The following is a 16318-nucleotide window of genomic DNA, read 5'->3' as shown; positions in this document are numbered from 1 at the left end:
ATGACCCGCGCCCCGACATCCTACTCTTCCCACATCCAGAAACACTGTCCATGCAATTGGAATTGAGACCAGACGTGTCGAACGCCGCCGCCCCTACACCGCTTCTGAGCCTGTCCGGCGTGACCAAGACATTTCCCGGCGTGCGGGCCCTTTCAGATGTTTCGCTGAACCTCTACCCGGGCAAGGTCACGGCATTGGTGGGCGAAAACGGTGCTGGCAAGTCCACCGTGGTGAAGGTTCTGACGGGCATTTATCAACCCGACGAGGGTGACATCCAGATCGATGGCGAGGCTCTCAGTTTCCCGACCCCGCAATCTGCTGAAACTGCTGGCGTGACCGCCATCCATCAGGAAACCGTCCTTTTCGACGAACTGACGGTGGCGGAAAACATCTTTCTCGGCCATGCGCCAAAGGGGCGATTTGGCCTGATCGACAAAACCGCCATGGCGACCCGCGCGCGCGAGATTCTAGATGGAATCGGGGCCAAGATTGATCCGGGCGCGACGCTTAAGGACCTTGGAACCGCGAACAAGCACCTGGTTGCCATTTCCCGGGCGCTGTCCATTGACGCGCGCGTTGTGATCATGGACGAACCGACCGCAGCCCTCAGCCAGAAGGAAATCGAAGAGCTTTACGAACTCGTCGAAAGCCTGAAGGCGCAAGGCAAGGCGATCCTCTTCATTAGCCACAAGTTTGACGAGATCTTCCGCATCGCCGATTTCTACACCGTCTATCGCGACGGCCAGATGGTCGGCGAAGGGGCGATTGTAGATGTCTGCGAGCCGGAACTGGTCAAGCTTATGGTGGGCCGCGACGTCAGCCAGATTTTCCCCGAACGCGACCACAACGTTGGCCACGATATCCTCGAAGTCGCGGGGTACGACCACCCGACCGAATTCGCGGACATCGGTTTCACGCTCAGGCGCGGTGAAATCCTCGGGTTCTACGGGCTGGTCGGCGCAGGTCGGTCCGAATTCATGCAGGCACTTTTCGGGATCACCCGCCTCTCGGGCGGAACCGTGAGGATCGACGGGGCACCGGTTTCGATTGCATCGCCCGCCGACGCGGTCGCAAGTGGTATCGTCTATGTCCCGGAGGACCGGGGCAAACAAGGCACAATAGGCGCGCTGCCGATTTTTCAGAACGTGACGCTGCCGTCACTCGCTCGCACCTCGCGCAAGGGGTTCATCAGGCTGGCCGAGGAATTCAAGCTGGCACGGGAGTATACCGAACGTCTCGACTTGCGCGCCGCTTCGCTGGACACCGATGTCGGCAACCTGTCGGGCGGCAACCAGCAGAAGGTCGTGATCGCCAAGTGGCTCGCCACCCAGCCCAAGGTCATCATCCTGGACGAACCCACCAAGGGCATCGACATCGGGTCCAAGGCAGCCGTGCATGAATTTATGGCGGAGCTTGCCGCGCAAGGGCTCGCCGTCATCATGGTCAGTTCCGAAATCCCCGAGATTGTGGGCATGTCGGATCGAGTGATCGTCATGCGTGAGGGGCGCATCGTGGCGGAACTGGCCCGCGACCAGATCACGCCCGAAACGCTTGTCAGCCACGCCGCAGGGATCAGGGAGGCCGCGCAATGAAACGTATCCTCGCCTCCCGCGAACTTTTGCTGCTGGTCGCCATCGCATTGGTGCTTGGCATCATCTCAAGCCGTTTCCCGGCGTTCATCACGCTGTCGAACCTGGCTGCCGTCTTCAACGACACCTCGCCGCTGATCCTGCTGGCCATCGGCCAGATGATCGTGATCTTGACGAAGTGCATCGACCTCTCGGTCGCCGCCAACCTCGCGCTGACCGGCATGGTCGTGTCCCTGATCAATATCTCGGCACCAGGTCTGCCGATTATCGTAACGCTGGCCGTGGCCACCGGATTCGGGGCGTGCCTTGGAATGTTCAACGGTATCCTTGTATGGAAACTGGACATCCCGCCAATCGTGGTGACGCTTGGCACCATGACCATCTTCCGGGGAACCATCTTCCTTCTGACCGAGGGCAAATGGGTCAACAGCCACGAGATGAGTGACACTTTCAAGGCATTCCCGCGCACCGAACTTCTTGGCCTTCCGGTGCTAAGCTGGTTTGCCATCGCGGCGGTGATCCTTTTCACCATCGTCATGACCCGCACCACCTTGGGCCGCGCCTTCTACGCTGCCGGGGGCAACCCCCATGCGGCGACCTATGCCGGGATCAACGTGGGCCGGACCCAGTTCTGGGCCTTCACGATCTCTGGCGCTCTGGCCGGTCTGACAGGCTACCTCTGGGTCTCTCGCTTCGCGGTTGCCTATGTCGATGTTGCTGGGGGGTTTGAATTGACCGTCGTGGCGGCCTGCGTCATTGGCGGCGTGTCGATCATGGGTGGCATCGGTTCGGTTCCTGGCGCGCTGCTGGGCGCGCTGTTCCTCGGCATCATTGCCAATGCCCTGCCGGTTGTGAACATCTCTCCCTTCTGGCAGATGGCCATCTCGGGCGGTGCGATCATCATCGCGGTTGTTCTAAACGCCCAGGCCAACCGGACGAAGGGCCGCGTCATCCTAAAACGCGCGGAGCACGCGACATGACCACGACGACACGCTCGATCCCCGATCGCCTGCGCTCGCCGCTGGAGCGGAACCTAAAAAGCTGGGAAAGCCTGCTGATGCTGGTCGCAATCGGCATCTTCATCGCCAACAGTTTCGCCTCACCCTATTTCCTGAATGCCTGGAACCTCTCCGACGCGACCTTCAACTTCACCGAAAAGGCGATGATCGCCTTTGCCATGGCCCTGCTTATCATATCTGGCGAAATCGACCTCAGCGTCGCCGCGATCATCGCACTGGCCTCGACCGCCATGGGCGCCGCCGTGCAGGCGGGTGTCGGAACAGAGGGGCTGGTCCTTATCGGTCTGGCCGTCGGTCTTGCTTGTGGGGCGGTAAACGGTTTCCTCGTCACCAGCCTTGGCCTGCCATCCATCGTCGTCACCATCGGCACGATGAGCCTTTTCCGCGGGATCAGTTTCATCGTGTTGGGCGATCAGGTCTACAAGGGCTATCCAGCCGATTTCGCCTTCTTCGGGCAGGGCTATGTCTGGTGGGTGATTTCCTTCGAATTCGTCCTCTTCGCCATCATTGCGGTGATCTACGCGGTCATCCTGCACATGACCAATTTCGGCCGGGCGGTCTATGCCATCGGAAACAATGCCACCGGGGCGCTGTTTTCGGGCATTCGGGTGGGCCGGGTGAAGTTCACCCTGTTCCTGCTGACGGGCCTGATGTCCGGGGTCGCCGCCGTCTGCCTAACATCCCGCCTCGGCTCGACTCGACCCTCCATCGCCTTCGGGTGGGAACTTGAGATCGTGACCATGGTCGTCCTTGGCGGGGTCAACATCCTCGGCGGCTCTGGCTCCATCCCCGGCGTAGTGATCGCGGCCTTTGTCATGGGGCTTGTGACTTTCGGACTTGGCTTGCTGAACGTGCCCGGTATCGTGATGTCGATTGTTATCGGTGCGTTGCTGATCTCGGTCATCGCGCTGCCCCGGCTCTGGTCGATGTGGAGGGGCTGACATGGAAAAATACGCCTTCAAGATGAAGCTCAACCCGGACTGCAGGGATGAATACGAAAAGCGCCACGATGAGATCTGGCCAGAGCTTGCCACGCTGCTGAAAGACGCGGGCGTGTCTGACTATTCGATACATCTGGACGAAGAAACGAACATTCTTTTTGGCGTCCTCTGGCGCACCGACGACCACAAAATGGATGCCTTGCCCCGCAACGAGATCATGCAGCGATGGTGGGCGCATATGGCGGACATCATGGAAACCAAGCCCGACAACGAACCCGTGGCGGTGCCGCTGACGCCCGTCTTCCACATGCCATGACCCCCCGGCACGTCGCCGTCATCGACATCGGCAAGACCAACGCCAAGCTTGCGCTGGTCGATGCGACTGACATGTCCGAAGTGGAGGTGCTGACCCGGCCTAACGTGGTTCTCGCCGCTCCACCCTATCCGCACTTCGATGTTGAGGCGATCTGGCGCTTCCTTCTGGACGGGTTGGAGCACTTTCAGAAGGCGCACGGCGTAGATGCCATTTCCATCACAACCCACGGGGCGTCTTGCGCCCTGATCGCGCCAGACGGCGCGCTTGCTGCCCCGATCCTCGACTATGAGCACACAGGCCCTGATGATCTGGCCGCGGCCTACGACGCCATCCGCCCGCCCTTTGAGGAAACCGGATCGCCAAGGTTGCCGATGGGTCTGAACCTGGGCGCGCAGTTGCATTGGCAATTTGAGCAGGACCCCGCGCTTCGAGAACGTACCGCCACCATTGTCACCTATCCGCAGTACTGGGGGCATCGCCTGACAGGAGTGCCGGCCAGCGACGTGTCGTCCCTTGGTTGTCACACGGATCTGTGGAATCCGTCCAAGGCGCTCTTTTCTTCGTTGGTCGAACGGTTGGGCATATCTGAAAAAATGGCGCCCGCGCGCAAATCTGCGGAGGTTCTCGGACCCGTGTTGCCGCAGGTCGCATTGCAAACCGGCCTGCGCTTTGACGCGCCGGTGCACTGCGGCATCCACGATTCAAACGCATCGCTTTTGCCTCATGTACTGACCCGAACCGGGCCGTTTTCCGTCGTTTCGACCGGGACATGGGTCATTGCCATGACCATCGGCGGCGAAGAAGTAACTCTGGAACCTTCGCGTGACACGCTTCTTAACGTCAATGCACTGGGTGCCCCGGTACCCTCCGCCCGTTTCATGGGGGGACGCGAGTTCGAGTTGGCGATGAACGGTCAAACCACCCAATGTGCAGAGCAATTCCTTGACCTGGTCGCGAAAGACGGCCCCATGCTCTTGCCCGCAATGGTCCCGGACAGCGGACCGTTTCAGGGGCAAAAACAAAGCTGGATGGGGTCAGAGCCCTTGCCCGGAACCCAGGAACGCGCGGCGGCGGTGAGTTTTTACCTCGGATTGATGACCGCGGAATGCTTGTCGCTGACCGGACACAAGGGCCCCATTATCGTCGAAGGTCCATTTGCCAGGAACAAAGGCTTCGCCAGTATGCTCGCCGCGGCGACAAACTGCAGGGTCGACGCGACCGTCACCGCAACAGGGACGAGCCAGGGGGCCGCCCTCTTGGCAACAGGCGCACTCCCCGAGCGCGCGGCCTTCGACGTCGAAACCTATTTCCACAAGACCGACGCGAGCTACCAACGTTACGCGAACAGTTGGCACAGAGCCGCAAAAGCAGGCCTGGAACCACGCCCTTAGGATACCCTAACGACCTGCGCGGAACTCCGATAGCTGACATTGGAGACCAGCGTGAAACTGAACGGAATGGGCTCCAAGTAGCCGTTCGGTAGAATTCAATGAATGCCTGTTAGGCGGACGAAGCTGCCTCTTAGCCGGAGAGCGACATAAGCAGCAAGCGGCCCAAAGCAGTCTTTTGTGCAATTGACAGCGAAAGGCAGCTTCGAACACAAAGTGAGCTTTTGATAGTGGAGCGTTCGTCTCCAGCGACAGGAAAAAGCCTCTCTGGTCGGGTATGCTGGCACAGTCGGTAATCTCGGATTAGACATACTAGGATTTTAGTTCACGGTTCCGTCGAGCATACTGGTTTCAGCCGCAACACGATGCTTTGCGGCGAACAAGAGTTCCTCAGAACTGGCGCAAGATGGCCAGAGGACGGCTAATCATTAGGTTAAGCCTTTAAAGAGAAATAGTTTAAAGTCATTTTTCTTCCGCTTCTCCAACATTTGAAATCTTGTATCGGAATAGGTTTTGAGATTTGATTCAGAAAGTCTATGCGAAAATACGCCCCTCCCGGCTGATAGCTGCGCGAAAAGGTTGCCAAGTTAAATCCGGCTAGCCACATTGGGCAGGAAACGCCCTTTAGCCAGGTGGGATACTTGGGAAAGTCCGAAAAGCCAACTTACGCGGAAGACGTCGCCGGGGCGATCAGGGCTGTAGGCACGTCCAGTTTTATGCCGGAGTTGTTGAACCTCATGCGCGAGGCAGCTTCGTTCAAGGGCGCGTTTGTCAGCCTTTTGAACCCGGGAAAAGCGCCCGAACATGTCTACGACAATGTGCGTTCGGAACGTCGCTCGGTTGTTGTCGACCGATGGCTTGATCGCGCCTGGCTGCTGGACCCATTTGTTGTTCGTTTCATTGGTGAACGCCACGAACCAGTGATGGTATTAAGAGACGTTACACCGGACAGGTTTGCCAATTCCGACTACTTTCGGATCTACTACAAATCCCTGTTTCTGACGGACGAGATCGGGGTGTTCGTAGCAATAGCAAATGGCACATTGTTTCTTTCTCTCGGTCCTTCCGAGGGAAAAACTCGGTTCACGCGGCGGGATGTCGAACGATTGACTGACCTGCATCCGATCATATCGGCGCTTTGCGAGCAGCACTTCCATCGCAACCCCTCGTCAGGCCGACTCGACGAGAGCGAGGTCGATTTCGACGGGGTCATCGACAAGGTTTGCAAAGGTTTGACACATCGGGAGATCGAGGTCGTGCAGTTCCTTTTGCGCGGGCACTCGACGCGGTCCATTGCGCTTTTGCTGGATGTTTCCCCGGCGACGATCAAAGTGCATCGCAAGAACATCTATAGAAAGTTGCACATATCTTCCCAGTCTGCCCTGTTTTCAATGTTTCTGCATTCGGCAAACGATTAGTCGTACCCCTTTGGGGGTACAAATCACACCGCCCTTTGGAGGTATTCACAGGGTAAGTCTCCCGGCTCTAAGCTGATTCTACATATCAACAAGTTCGGGTGTCCGGATCAGACCATGATCGACGTAAAGAATGTGACAAAACGTTTTGGCGAAGGTCAGGCGGCCGTGACGGCTCTGGAGGACGTGTCGCTGACCATTCCCGCAGGAAGCTTTTTCACGCTTTTGGGCCCGTCAGGTTGTGGCAAGACGACACTACTGCGGCTGATCGCCGGGTTCGAGCTTCCAAGCGAAGGCGAAATAGCGCTGGACGGTGAGTCGATTGGCCATCTGGCACCCAACAATCGGCCCGTGAACACGGTGTTTCAGAACTACGCCCTGTTTCCGCACATGAGTGTGGCCCGCAATGTCGGGTTTGGCCTTGAGATGCTGAAAAGGCCGAAAGCCGAGATCGACAGCACCATCACCGAGATGCTGGACCTGGTGCAGCTGGGCGAGTTTGCAACGCGCCGGGTTGATCAATTGTCAGGCGGGCAGCAGCAGCGCGTGGCTTTGGCGCGCGCACTGGCGCCGCGCCCAAAGGTTCTGCTGCTGGACGAACCCCTTTCTGCTCTGGACCTGAAACTTCGCAAAGGAATGCAGAGCGAGTTGAAGCGACTGCAGCATGAGACAGGCATTACGTTTGTTTTTGTCACGCATGACCAGGGGGAAGCACTGGCGATGTCGGACCAGATCGCTGTGATGTCGGCAGGCTCGGTACGTCAGGTCGGCACACCGGAAGAGATTTACACAGCCCCAAAAAGCAGATTCGTTGCGGATTTTATCGGGGACACCAACATCGTAAACGCTACGTTGCTTGGCTTTGACGGAGACGCGGCAAAAATCCGGTTTGGCGAAGGCAAACCACTCACGATTCACACTGCCAGCACCTTGCTCGAACCGGGCCCCGTACATGTCGCTCTGCGCCCCGAAACGATCCGTGTGGTCGAGGAGAGTGCCGAAACAGCGCTCTTACGTGGCGAGGTCGTGGACAGCACCTATTTCGGGGCCGGGTCGCAAATGCTTGTGCGGCTGGAAGATGGTGTCAGTGTTCACGTCCAGGTTTTCACTCCGCGCCCCATCGGATCGCGCGTCGGGCTCGAATGTGACACCTCCATGCTGCATGTGCTGGAAGACTGATGGCCGGTGTTGCACATATCCCGCAGCTGGACGCCGCGTCGAGATTGCTTGCGGCGCAGGCCGAGCGCGCGCGTCAAAGACGCAGAACGCGGCTTTTCCTGCTGGCCCCGGCGCTCGGGATTATCGGTATCTTTGGACTGTTCCCGCTCTCTATCGCCCTAGTTTACTCGTTCCTTGAACCCGGGACCTATGGCGGCGTTGAATGGACGTTCTCTTACGACGCCTATGTGCAGTTCCTGTTCGAGCGGGATATTTTTGATGACACGCTGACCTTTAACAGCGCCTATCTTCAGATCTTCGGGCGTTCCTTTGGTCTTGCCATCACCACTATGATTGGAACCCTGCTCCTTGGGTTTCCTGTTGCTTACTTTATTGCGGCCCGTCCGCAGGAACAACGCAATTTTTGGCTGTTCGCCATCACTCTGCCGTTTTGGACAAACCTGTTGATCCGTACGTACTCAATGCTTCTGATCGTACGGGACGAGGGTTTTGTGAACCTGACGCTGATGAACATCGGCCTGATCAGCGAGCCGATAGAGATGTTGTACACTGATGGCGCGGTACTGGCCGGGCTGGTCTACAGCTACCTGCCTTTCATGATCCTTCCGATCTATGCCTCGCTGGAGAAGTTCGACTTTTCACTGCTTGAGGCAGGGCATGATCTCTATGCCACACGCACGCAGGTGTTCCGCCACATCATTATACCGATTACCCGTCCGGGCATTGTCGCTGGCTGCGTTCTAGTGCTGATCCCGGCGCTTGGGGCCTACATCACGCCGGAACTGCTCGGCGGTGGTAAGAAACTGATGATCGGCAACCTGATTGCCCTGCAGTTCGGTTCGGGCCGCAACTGGCCCTTTGGTGCCGCTGCTGCACTGATCCTGATGGCAGTCGTGTTAATCGCACTTCTTGTCAGCTTGCGGGCAGGTGCTTCGAAGGAGAGTGGACATGGCTAAACTGTCGTCACTCTTCCGGCCGTCGACAGACGCGCGCGAACTACGCCGGCAACCCCTGTTCACCGGCGTGTCCTGGCTGGTTCTGTTGTTCCTCTACGCACCGATTGCCGTCCTGGTCGTGTTCTCGTTCAACGATAACCGTTCTGTTGTGCGCTGGACCGAGTTCAGCTTGCGCTGGTACGCGGCGGCCTTGGAAAACGATGACATCCGACGGTCGGCAATGATCTCGGTACAGGTCGCTCTCACCGCGACCGTGTTTTCCACCGTCATTGCCACAATGGCTGCACTGGCGACAACGCGTGGCGATATTTATCGCGGCCGTTCTGCGGCTATTGCGCTCATAAACCAGCCCCTGATGATCCCCGAGATCGTCACGGCGATTGCGACGCTGGCCTTCTTTTCGATCCTGCGCCAGCTCACGGGTGTTACCGGGATCGGCTGGCTGATCCTCGCCCACACAGTTTTCTGCGTGCCCTTTGCTTACATGCCGATCCGCGCACGTTTGTCAAATTTGTCCGTGACTTACGAAGCAGCCGCCGCCGATTTGTACGCGACGCCCTGGCAGACATTCCGCTATGTGACGCTGCCTCTTTTGATGCCCGGTGTTATGGCGGGGGCGATGCTGGCCTTTGTAGTCTCTCTTGACGACGTCATCATCACGCTTCTGGTGGCCGGACCGGGTGAAACCACCTTGCCCATCTATATTCTGGGCCAAATCCGTCGCGGCGTAACGCCAGAGGTCAACGCCGTTTCGACCATCCTGATCGGAGTGACCATAGCCATGGTCGCCCTGACCTTCTTTCTGCAACGCAAACGAAAATAACAAGAAGCCCGCGCTGCTGCGGGACGCCATCAATCTCAACGGAGGACAAAATGAAATACACTCTTCTCAAATCCGCAGCCATCTCGGCCCTGGCGTTCAGCGCGGCAGGAGCGCATGCCGAAGGCAAACTGAACATTTTTAACTGGGGGAACTACACCAACCCAGAGATGATCGAGAAATTCGAAGCCCAATACGATATTGAGGTCACGCTGGACAGCTATGACAGCAATGAAACCATGCTGGCCAAGGTCAAAGAGGGCAACACCGGCTATGATGTTGTTGTTCCTGGCGACTACATGATCGCGATCATGGTAGGCGAAGGTTTACTGGCCGAAATCAACGCTTCCGAAATGGACAACTTCAAGAACATGGACCCGAACTGGGTCGATGTATACTGGGATCCGGGTCGCAAGTATTCGGTCCCATATCAGTGGGGTACGACCAGCTTTACGGTCGACAGCGCGGTCTACAGCGGTGACATAGACACGCTTGGCCTGATCTTCGATACGCCCGAAGAGCTTAAGGGCCGTATCAACATGCTGAATGACATGAATGATGTGATCAACGCCGGCCTGCGCTACCTAGGCTATCCGCGCTGCAACTCCAATCCCGATCAGATGAAAGAGCTGATGGCACTGCTCGAAAATGCCAAGGGTGACTGGCGCACCATGGACTATGCGGTGATCGAAAAGCTGACGTCGAAAGATGTGGACCTGTCGCAAAGCTGGAACGGTGCGGCCATGCGCGCCCGGGCGGATCGCCCGACATTGCAGTACGCCTATCCAAAGGAGGGGTTCACCGGATGGATGGATAACGTCGCGGTTCTTGCCGACGCGCCCAACATGGAAAACGCAAAGCTCTTCGTGAACTTCATGATGGACCCGGAAAACGCTGCAATGACCTCGAACTTTGCGCGTTATGCCAACGGGATCAAAGGTTCCGAGGCATTCATGGATGCCGAGATGCTCGACGCGCCTGAAATCGTGATGCCCGCAGGGGCACCGGTACCCGACTTTGTGAAGCCTTGCGACCAAGACGTTGTCGACCTGTACAACAAGGTTTGGACCCGCCTTAAGCAATAAACTTAAAAGTCACCTGTGGTCGGCCCATCTCTGGTCGGGCCGACCCCTTCCAAAGTTTTTTTTAACCTGACTGCGGCCCCTGTTTGGGTCGCCTTGCGGGAGCATGGAAAATGCAAAACAGCAAATCCGGCACCAGGCCCAAAACAGCGCGTGAGATCGGCATCATGCAGGGTTTCCCGCCCCCGCCTGAGAAACGCCCGTCTCTCGAGAACTGGGACCTCGCCCCTTTCAACCGCTGGACATTCCAGAACATGCGTAGTCTGTTTCCCACGGTCGATGTTCGTCCGGGCCCAAATACCCGAGAACTGATACAGGCGCCTCGTGACCTGCTAGATACGGAGTTTCAGACCTTTGATGACCGCCAACTATCGGTCGGGAACTGGCTGACTGAGAGCTACACGGATGGCTTCCTAGTGTTGAAAGGCAACCGGCTTTTAACCGAGATATATGCCAACGACTTTACTCCGGACACCGCACATTTGGGGCAATCTGTCTCCAAATCCCTGATCGGCTCTCTGGCCGGTGTGCTTCACGGTGAAGGCAAGTTGGACCTCTCGGAGCCGCTTGACAATATCGTACCGGAGCTTGCTGGGACCGGCTATGCCGGATGCACTGTGGATCAGGTGCTCGATATGCAATCCGGCGTGCGCTTTACCGAGGATTATGGCTTTCCAGATAGTGACATGACACGCGTTGATGTGGCGTCGGGCTGGCGCCCGGTTCGCAAGGGAGAAATCAAACCTACCATTCGGGATGTTATTCTAACTTTGCCCCGGGAAAGACCCCATGGGCAGGCGTTTTCTTACCGCTCGATTGAGACGGATGTCATCGCCTGGGCCTTGGAACGTGTGAGCGGCGAAGACCTTGCTTCGCTCTTGTCCAACCGGATCTGGCAAAAGATTGGCTGCGTGCATTCGGGTTTTTTTACCGTAGACGACGCCAAGACAGCACTCGCTAACGGCGGGTTCAACGCAACACTTCGGGACTATGCCCGCTTTGGCCGCATGATGGCTGATGGTGGCAAGGTTGGTGACCAACAAGTAGTGCCGAAAAGCTGGGTTTCAGGGATTTGTTCGGGAGCGGACCCTTCAAAGCACGGTGACCCGTATGACGTGCTGTCCCCTCAAGGGGCATACCGAAGGTTCTGGTGGGTTCATGACCCGAGGCGCGGCGTGTTCATGGCGCGCGGAGTTTTTGGTCAACTGATCTTCATTGACCTGACCGCGGACGTGGTTATCGTCAAGCTTTCCAGCTGGCCCGACTATCTGATCCAGTCCTTTAGCCACGATGCCGTGCGTGCCTGCGAGGCAATCATTCGCGCACTTGAATAGTTCAAACCATCACAGACACAAGAGGCCGCATGTCGCCAAAACCTGATCTGATCATCCTCAACGGTTCTCTCCTGACCTTTGACGACGCCACGCCGAAGGCTTCGGCCCTGGCGATTCAGGGCGGCATAATTGTGGCTGTTGGAAACACCGACGATATCCGTACTCTGGCTGGGAATGGAACCAAAATCATCGACGCTGCGGGCGGCACCGTCATGCCTGGCTTTATTGATAGCCATGTCCACCTTTTCGGTGGAGCGGCCGAGTTGGGCATGTTGGACCTGCGCGAAACGACGGGCTCGGATGTTCTGACAAACGCATTGCGAGCCTTTGCGGCCGAGCACCCCGACGAACCATTGCTTATGGGGGTCGCCGCCGACTACGAAATTCTTGGCCCCGGCGTCACAACGACACGGCAAGATCTGGATCGCATCCTGTCCGAGCGCCCGGTTGCGTTAATGTCGGCTGACCACCACACCGTCTGGGCAAACACAATTGCCTTGGAAAAGGCGGGCATTCTTCACGGCGGCCTCGTTCCCCCCGGTTCGGAAATCGTGATGGCTGGGGATGGTACCGCACAAGGTCAACTGAACGAAACCGGTGCTTTTGGCCCTGTCCTGCGCCTGTCGCGACTGGGAGGGCGCGATCTTCTGGGGTATGTTACAGGAGCGGACCCCGTGCCACCCGCAACACCAGAGGAACGCGCCTTTGATAAGGAAGTCATACTGCGTGGTCTGAAGCACTGCGCTTCCCACGGGATCACGGGGTTGCATAATATGGACGGCAACTTCTATCAACTTGAGCTGCTGAGTGAACTTGAGGCCGAGGGGCGCCTTCCGATCCGTGTTCAGGTGCCCATGCACCTCAAGAACACCGACCCTCTGGATCGTTTGGAAGAGGCCGATGAAATGCGCCGACGCTTTGCGTCGGATATGGTTTGGTCAGGGCGCGTAAAGATGTTCATGGATGGCGTGCTGGACAGCTATACAGCACTGATGCTCGCGCCTTATCCGGGCAAGCCGGAAAGCCTCGGCGATGCTGTATTCAGTGCCGAACACTTTAACGAAGCCTGCATTCGCGCTGATGCAATGGGGTTGCAACTCAGCACGCACGCAATTGGCGACGGTGCCGTTCGGCGCACGCTGGACGGTTACGAGGCAGCGCGCAGTGCCAACGGCGCACGGGATTCCAGACACCGGATCGAGCATATCGAGGTGATAGACCCCTTGGATCTGCCCCGTCTGGCAGCCCTCGACGTCGTTGCCTCTCTTCAACCATTGCATTCACCCGCAGGAGGATTGTTTTCTCCCTATTCGGCCGGAGACATTCTGACAACCGAGCAAATCCCTTTTGCGTTCGCGTGGAACAAAATACGCGAGAGTGGCGCCAAGATTTGCTTCTCGACGGATTGGCCAGTCGTTCCCGTCGACACAATGATGACGATTGCCGGAGCAGTAAACTGCAATGAGCTGCCATCGCCCTGGCAGGACAACCGTCAAAGCCTTATGGCCACGCTTTCCGCTTATTCGCATGACAATGCGTGGCTGGAGTTCAACGAGGATCAAAAGGGCCGTCTGAAGTCGGGATATCTGGCCGACATTGCCATTCTCGAACAGGACCTGTTTTCGATTGAGGAAAACCAATTAGCAAATGCGCGCATTGCTGTGACCGTTTGTGGAGGCGCCGTTTCGCATACAGCTTGAAATGCTAAGCATCGATTGTATCAGTGCTTAGAGAACTTCTTTCAGGCCGCGACGATTGTCGGCATTGCGCAGCAAAGCAGACCTTGGCCTCGAGCGCAGCGAATGACCGCTTCCCGCCCTTTTCGACGGATGCTGCGGTCATTGCCGAAGTCGCCTTTGGGCTCGATGCCGCCATTCGCCGCGATCGGCTTGAACGACAGCTCCGGGCTCAGAGCAGCCGTTCGCTGCATCTGATGCCAACGGCCGCTCAGCGGACAAAACAGCCGTTCGCGACATACGATGCAGCGGTTAAGGCGGATGCGAAGTTTGCAGAAGCTCGTCGCCGTTCACTCCTCCGTATCCAATCACTTCAACCAGGGGCGATCCTTTCCCAGCCGAGACACCTTCAAGTTGTCACGGCACCGCCGCTCTTGCCGAGTGGCGCGAACTTGGCGCGTTATAAGCGACATCTCTGTTGGCCTAGCTGAGACTTGTTCGAACCGGCCTCACAGTATCCATCGATATGCTTATTGATCCTTGTCAAGATTGGCGCGGGCAAGAAGTGGTACTGTCAATGGTAATTCAGGGGGGCACATGGAAGAGTTGATTGAAATCGGAAGATCATTCGTCCAGGCCATGCGTGAGCGCAAGGGCCTTGCAAGTGTTGATGAAATGTATGCCGAAAACGCACAGTCGATAGAGGCAGTCGTGCCTCCGGTTCGACAATTCCGCGTTTCCAAGGGGCGAGAAGCCATCAAGGGAAAAAGAGAGGATTGGTTGGCATCGCATGAAATCCAAGAACTAGACGTGGATGGCCCCTACGTCCACCCACCCAACCGCTTTGGAGTGCGCTTCAGGGCTGAAGTGATTCAGAAGGCTACGGGTGAGCGTATGACCCTACGCGAGATCGCAGTGTACTCGGTGGCAGAAGGAAAGATTGTGCTGGAAGAGTTCTTCATGCTGCCGAAGTAAGATGAGCGACTAACAACATTGTCTATTTGTTTGTTTAGTCAGTGCGTACGGCTCTTGGACGAAGTGAAGCTCCGAGCGGAGGTCGGGAATGCAACACAGAACAGTGGCTTATTTTGTAGGAGTTGAAACTGAGGACGCGTCGATTTTGGAATGCGCTGAAACTGCCCATTTCCAGAACGACCACTTGAATTGCGTATTGATCGCGGCCTTACCTAACCTGCCTTACCTGAAGCATGGATCAAACAGGTTCGTTGAGGCGGGTCTGCCCTCAAACTGGTTGGACGTTCTTCACGCGAAAAATGCCGCCCTGAAGTCTCGCGCCACTGAAGTTGAAACGCTTCTTGCTGGGCAGGGCGTATCTGCAAATGTAACTGGCTTCATGGGACTTGGAGCAGAGTTACAGCAACTTGTAGCAGAACAAGCCAAATGCTCTGATATCGCTTTTCTAGACGCTGATTTGCGAAAAGACCCCGATTTATTTCACAAGATCACGTGCGGAGTATTGTTTCATTCGCCGGTTGCTCTGATGATCAATGGAGATCCGTTTGCCCAACGCGACTGCATTTTTTTGGCATGGAATGATAGCCTGCCTGCGTCTAGGGCCGCGCATTTAGCTTTACCCTTTTTTCTGGCGGCCAACGAAGTTGTGATCGGGTGTTTTGATTTGTCGTTGCCTGATGGCGTAGAAGGTGAAGTGCCCGGAACTGACATTGCTGGATGGCTCAGTCATCACGGTTGCAAGGCGACCGTGTCGCAGTTCCAGTGTGGTGGGGACTCGATCGAACACTGCATTCAAGAAAGCGCAAGAGAATTGGGGGCCGACCTCGTTGCTATGGGCGCTTATGGGCATTCCCATTTGCGTGAGTCAATTTTCGGGGGAACGACGCAAGCAATGTTGGAGCAGACAGGGTTGCCAGTGCTTTTCGGACACTGATGAAATGAACCGTAGACTGTGACTTTCTGGTAGCCATAGCAATTAAAGTTCATCGGTAAATACTTGAGAGACTTTTTTAAGAGTTTGCTTGAGGTTGAAGCGTGTTTGCCCGCCCGTTTTCGCCAAGGAACTCTGTCACAATTGACGTGAGTTCATCCCAGTCAGTAAACTCCCTTGCCCCTTCTAGTGGATCGATTTTTCGACCGAGCAAGACGACGTGCTGAAGAATCTCCCTCTCAAAATACCCGTAGTTTTCGGGCCTCACCGCGCCTGCGATCAAAGCCGTCGCATTTGGTTCAAAACCTGTTCGAAGAAGCATTTCGTCAAGATAGTCGCGTGCTTCTTCTCGACCTGACGCGAAAGCAGCTTTTAGACCGACGGAAAGCACGAGGGACTTTCGCTTCATTAAGGCATCTCTATTTGAAGCGACAAATGCTTCGAATGACTTGGGGTGCTTGCGCTCGTGGACAGGGGCCAGAAGAATAACCTTGACCACATCGTCAAATGAAACGTGGCTGGGCATTTCATCGGTATTGATCAGCTTTGCGTCGAAACCGGCATTCTTCGCGAGATCGGTGATGAAGCGCGCAATCTTTGCTGTTTGGCCTTCGACCGTGGCGAAGGCGATGAGTAGGGTCATTCCGATCCTCCCAATAATCGGTCTGAATAGATTGCATATTATGAATAAGTGACG

General features: G+C 56.6%; 15 protein-coding genes and 1 pseudogene. 15 read left to right on the top strand and 1 reads right to left on the bottom strand.

Annotated elements, in window-relative coordinates:
* Positions 1-50: 50 nt before the first annotated feature.
* The 15 genes and pseudogenes from ACR0B7_RS02650 to ACR0B7_RS02580 all read left to right on the top strand — a co-directional run bounded on the left by ACR0B7_RS02650 (position 51) and on the right by ACR0B7_RS02580 (position 15624).
* On the top strand, positions 51-1592 hold the full coding sequence (locus ACR0B7_RS02650; RefSeq protein ID WP_170570262.1) for a sugar ABC transporter ATP-binding protein: 1542 nt from the start codon (positions 51-53) through the stop codon (positions 1590-1592).
* A complete protein-coding gene (locus tag ACR0B7_RS02645; protein WP_170486345.1) occupies positions 1589-2569 on the top strand; it encodes an ABC transporter permease in 981 nt (326 codons plus the stop codon). Before ACR0B7_RS02650 ends, ACR0B7_RS02645 begins: the two co-directional genes overlap by 4 nt.
* Positions 2566-3549, top strand: coding sequence for an ABC transporter permease (locus ACR0B7_RS02640; protein WP_170486346.1), 984 nt, complete (start codon positions 2566-2568; stop codon positions 3547-3549). Before ACR0B7_RS02645 ends, ACR0B7_RS02640 begins: the two co-directional genes overlap by 4 nt.
* A gap of 1 nt (position 3550) precedes the next feature.
* On the top strand, positions 3551-3865 hold the full coding sequence (gene rhaM, locus ACR0B7_RS02635) for an L-rhamnose mutarotase (RefSeq protein ID WP_170576669.1): 315 nt from the start codon (positions 3551-3553) through the stop codon (positions 3863-3865).
* Positions 3862-5256: an FGGY-family carbohydrate kinase gene (locus tag ACR0B7_RS02630; RefSeq protein WP_170576668.1), complete on the top strand. Its 1395-nt coding sequence runs from the start codon at positions 3862-3864 to the stop codon at positions 5254-5256. Before rhaM ends, ACR0B7_RS02630 begins: the two co-directional genes overlap by 4 nt.
* 638 nt (positions 5257-5894) lie before the next feature.
* On the top strand, positions 5895-6671 hold the full coding sequence (locus ACR0B7_RS02625) for a helix-turn-helix transcriptional regulator (RefSeq protein WP_162896833.1): 777 nt from the start codon (positions 5895-5897) through the stop codon (positions 6669-6671).
* Between the two features lie 114 nt (positions 6672-6785).
* Positions 6786-7847: an ABC transporter ATP-binding protein gene (locus ACR0B7_RS02620; RefSeq protein WP_170559361.1), complete on the top strand. Its 1062-nt coding sequence runs from the start codon at positions 6786-6788 to the stop codon at positions 7845-7847.
* Positions 7847-8803 carry an ABC transporter permease gene (locus tag ACR0B7_RS02615; protein WP_170486349.1) on the top strand — a complete coding sequence of 319 codons (957 nt, stop codon included), beginning with the start codon at positions 7847-7849 and terminating at the stop codon, positions 8801-8803. The genes ACR0B7_RS02620 and ACR0B7_RS02615 overlap by 1 nt, the downstream gene beginning before the upstream one ends.
* On the top strand, positions 8796-9626 hold the full coding sequence (locus ACR0B7_RS02610; RefSeq protein WP_170486350.1) for an ABC transporter permease: 831 nt from the start codon (positions 8796-8798) through the stop codon (positions 9624-9626). The genes ACR0B7_RS02615 and ACR0B7_RS02610 overlap by 8 nt, the downstream gene beginning before the upstream one ends.
* A 50-nt stretch (positions 9627-9676) precedes the next feature.
* Positions 9677-10708, top strand: a complete 1032-nt coding sequence (locus ACR0B7_RS02605; protein WP_170486351.1) for an extracellular solute-binding protein — start codon at positions 9677-9679, stop codon at positions 10706-10708.
* 110 nt (positions 10709-10818) lie between these two features.
* Positions 10819-12039, top strand: a complete 1221-nt coding sequence (locus tag ACR0B7_RS02600) for a serine hydrolase domain-containing protein (RefSeq protein WP_170576667.1) — start codon at positions 10819-10821, stop codon at positions 12037-12039.
* Positions 12040-12068: 29 nt separating this feature from the next.
* Complete coding sequence (locus ACR0B7_RS02595) at positions 12069-13739, top strand: amidohydrolase (RefSeq protein WP_170418123.1); 1671 nt, start codon at positions 12069-12071, stop codon at positions 13737-13739.
* 264 nt (positions 13740-14003) lie between these two features.
* Positions 14004-14181 (top strand): annotated as a pseudogene (locus ACR0B7_RS02590) (IS6 family transposase); the annotation flags it as partial.
* A gap of 131 nt (positions 14182-14312) precedes the next feature.
* Entirely contained in the window at positions 14313-14690 is a 378-nt protein-coding gene (locus ACR0B7_RS02585) for a nuclear transport factor 2 family protein (protein WP_170576666.1), read from the top strand.
* Between the two features lie 88 nt (positions 14691-14778).
* The gene (locus ACR0B7_RS02580; RefSeq protein ID WP_170576665.1) at positions 14779-15624 is read left to right on the top strand and encodes a universal stress protein; all 846 of its coding nucleotides are present in this window, start codon (positions 14779-14781) and stop codon (positions 15622-15624) included.
* Between the two features lie 76 nt (positions 15625-15700).
* On the opposite strand, the gene ACR0B7_RS02575 is transcribed toward ACR0B7_RS02580, so the two are convergent.
* Positions 15701-16264: a flavodoxin domain-containing protein gene (locus ACR0B7_RS02575; protein WP_170486355.1), complete on the bottom strand. Its 564-nt coding sequence runs from the start codon at positions 16262-16264 to the stop codon at positions 15701-15703.
* Between the last annotated feature and the right edge of the window lie 54 nt (positions 16265-16318).

The sequence above is a fragment of the Ruegeria sp. BB6 genome, from assembly GCF_056539385.1.
Note: the sequence above shows the minus strand (reverse complement) of the source record. Positions and strands in the feature narration are given on the sequence as shown.

Bases quoted from the DNA above. Each gene is read 5' to 3' on its own strand.
- ACR0B7_RS02650 (WP_170570262.1), top strand. From the start codon at position 51: ATGCAATTGGAATTGAGACCAGACGTGTCGAACGCCGCCGCCCCTACA.
- ACR0B7_RS02645 (WP_170486345.1), top strand. From the start codon at position 1,589: ATGAAACGTATCCTCGCCTCCCGCGAACTTTTGCTGCTGGTCGCCATC.
- ACR0B7_RS02640 (WP_170486346.1), top strand. From the start codon at position 2,566: ATGACCACGACGACACGCTCGATCCCCGATCGCCTGCGCTCGCCGCTG.
- rhaM (WP_170576669.1), top strand. From the start codon at position 3,551: ATGGAAAAATACGCCTTCAAGATGAAGCTCAACCCGGACTGCAGGGAT.
- ACR0B7_RS02630 (WP_170576668.1), top strand. From the start codon at position 3,862: ATGACCCCCCGGCACGTCGCCGTCATCGACATCGGCAAGACCAACGCC.
- ACR0B7_RS02620 (WP_170559361.1), top strand. From the start codon at position 6,786: ATGATCGACGTAAAGAATGTGACAAAACGTTTTGGCGAAGGTCAGGCG.
- ACR0B7_RS02615 (WP_170486349.1), top strand. From the start codon at position 7,847: ATGGCCGGTGTTGCACATATCCCGCAGCTGGACGCCGCGTCGAGATTG.
- ACR0B7_RS02610 (WP_170486350.1), top strand. From the start codon at position 8,796: ATGGCTAAACTGTCGTCACTCTTCCGGCCGTCGACAGACGCGCGCGAA.
- ACR0B7_RS02605 (WP_170486351.1), top strand. From the start codon at position 9,677: ATGAAATACACTCTTCTCAAATCCGCAGCCATCTCGGCCCTGGCGTTC.
- ACR0B7_RS02600 (WP_170576667.1), top strand. From the start codon at position 10,819: ATGCAAAACAGCAAATCCGGCACCAGGCCCAAAACAGCGCGTGAGATC.
- ACR0B7_RS02595 (WP_170418123.1), top strand. From the start codon at position 12,069: ATGTCGCCAAAACCTGATCTGATCATCCTCAACGGTTCTCTCCTGACC.
- ACR0B7_RS02585 (WP_170576666.1), top strand. From the start codon at position 14,313: ATGGAAGAGTTGATTGAAATCGGAAGATCATTCGTCCAGGCCATGCGT.
- ACR0B7_RS02580 (WP_170576665.1), top strand. From the start codon at position 14,779: ATGCAACACAGAACAGTGGCTTATTTTGTAGGAGTTGAAACTGAGGAC.
- ACR0B7_RS02575 (WP_170486355.1), bottom strand. From the start codon at position 16,264: ATGACCCTACTCATCGCCTTCGCCACGGTCGAAGGCCAAACAGCAAAG.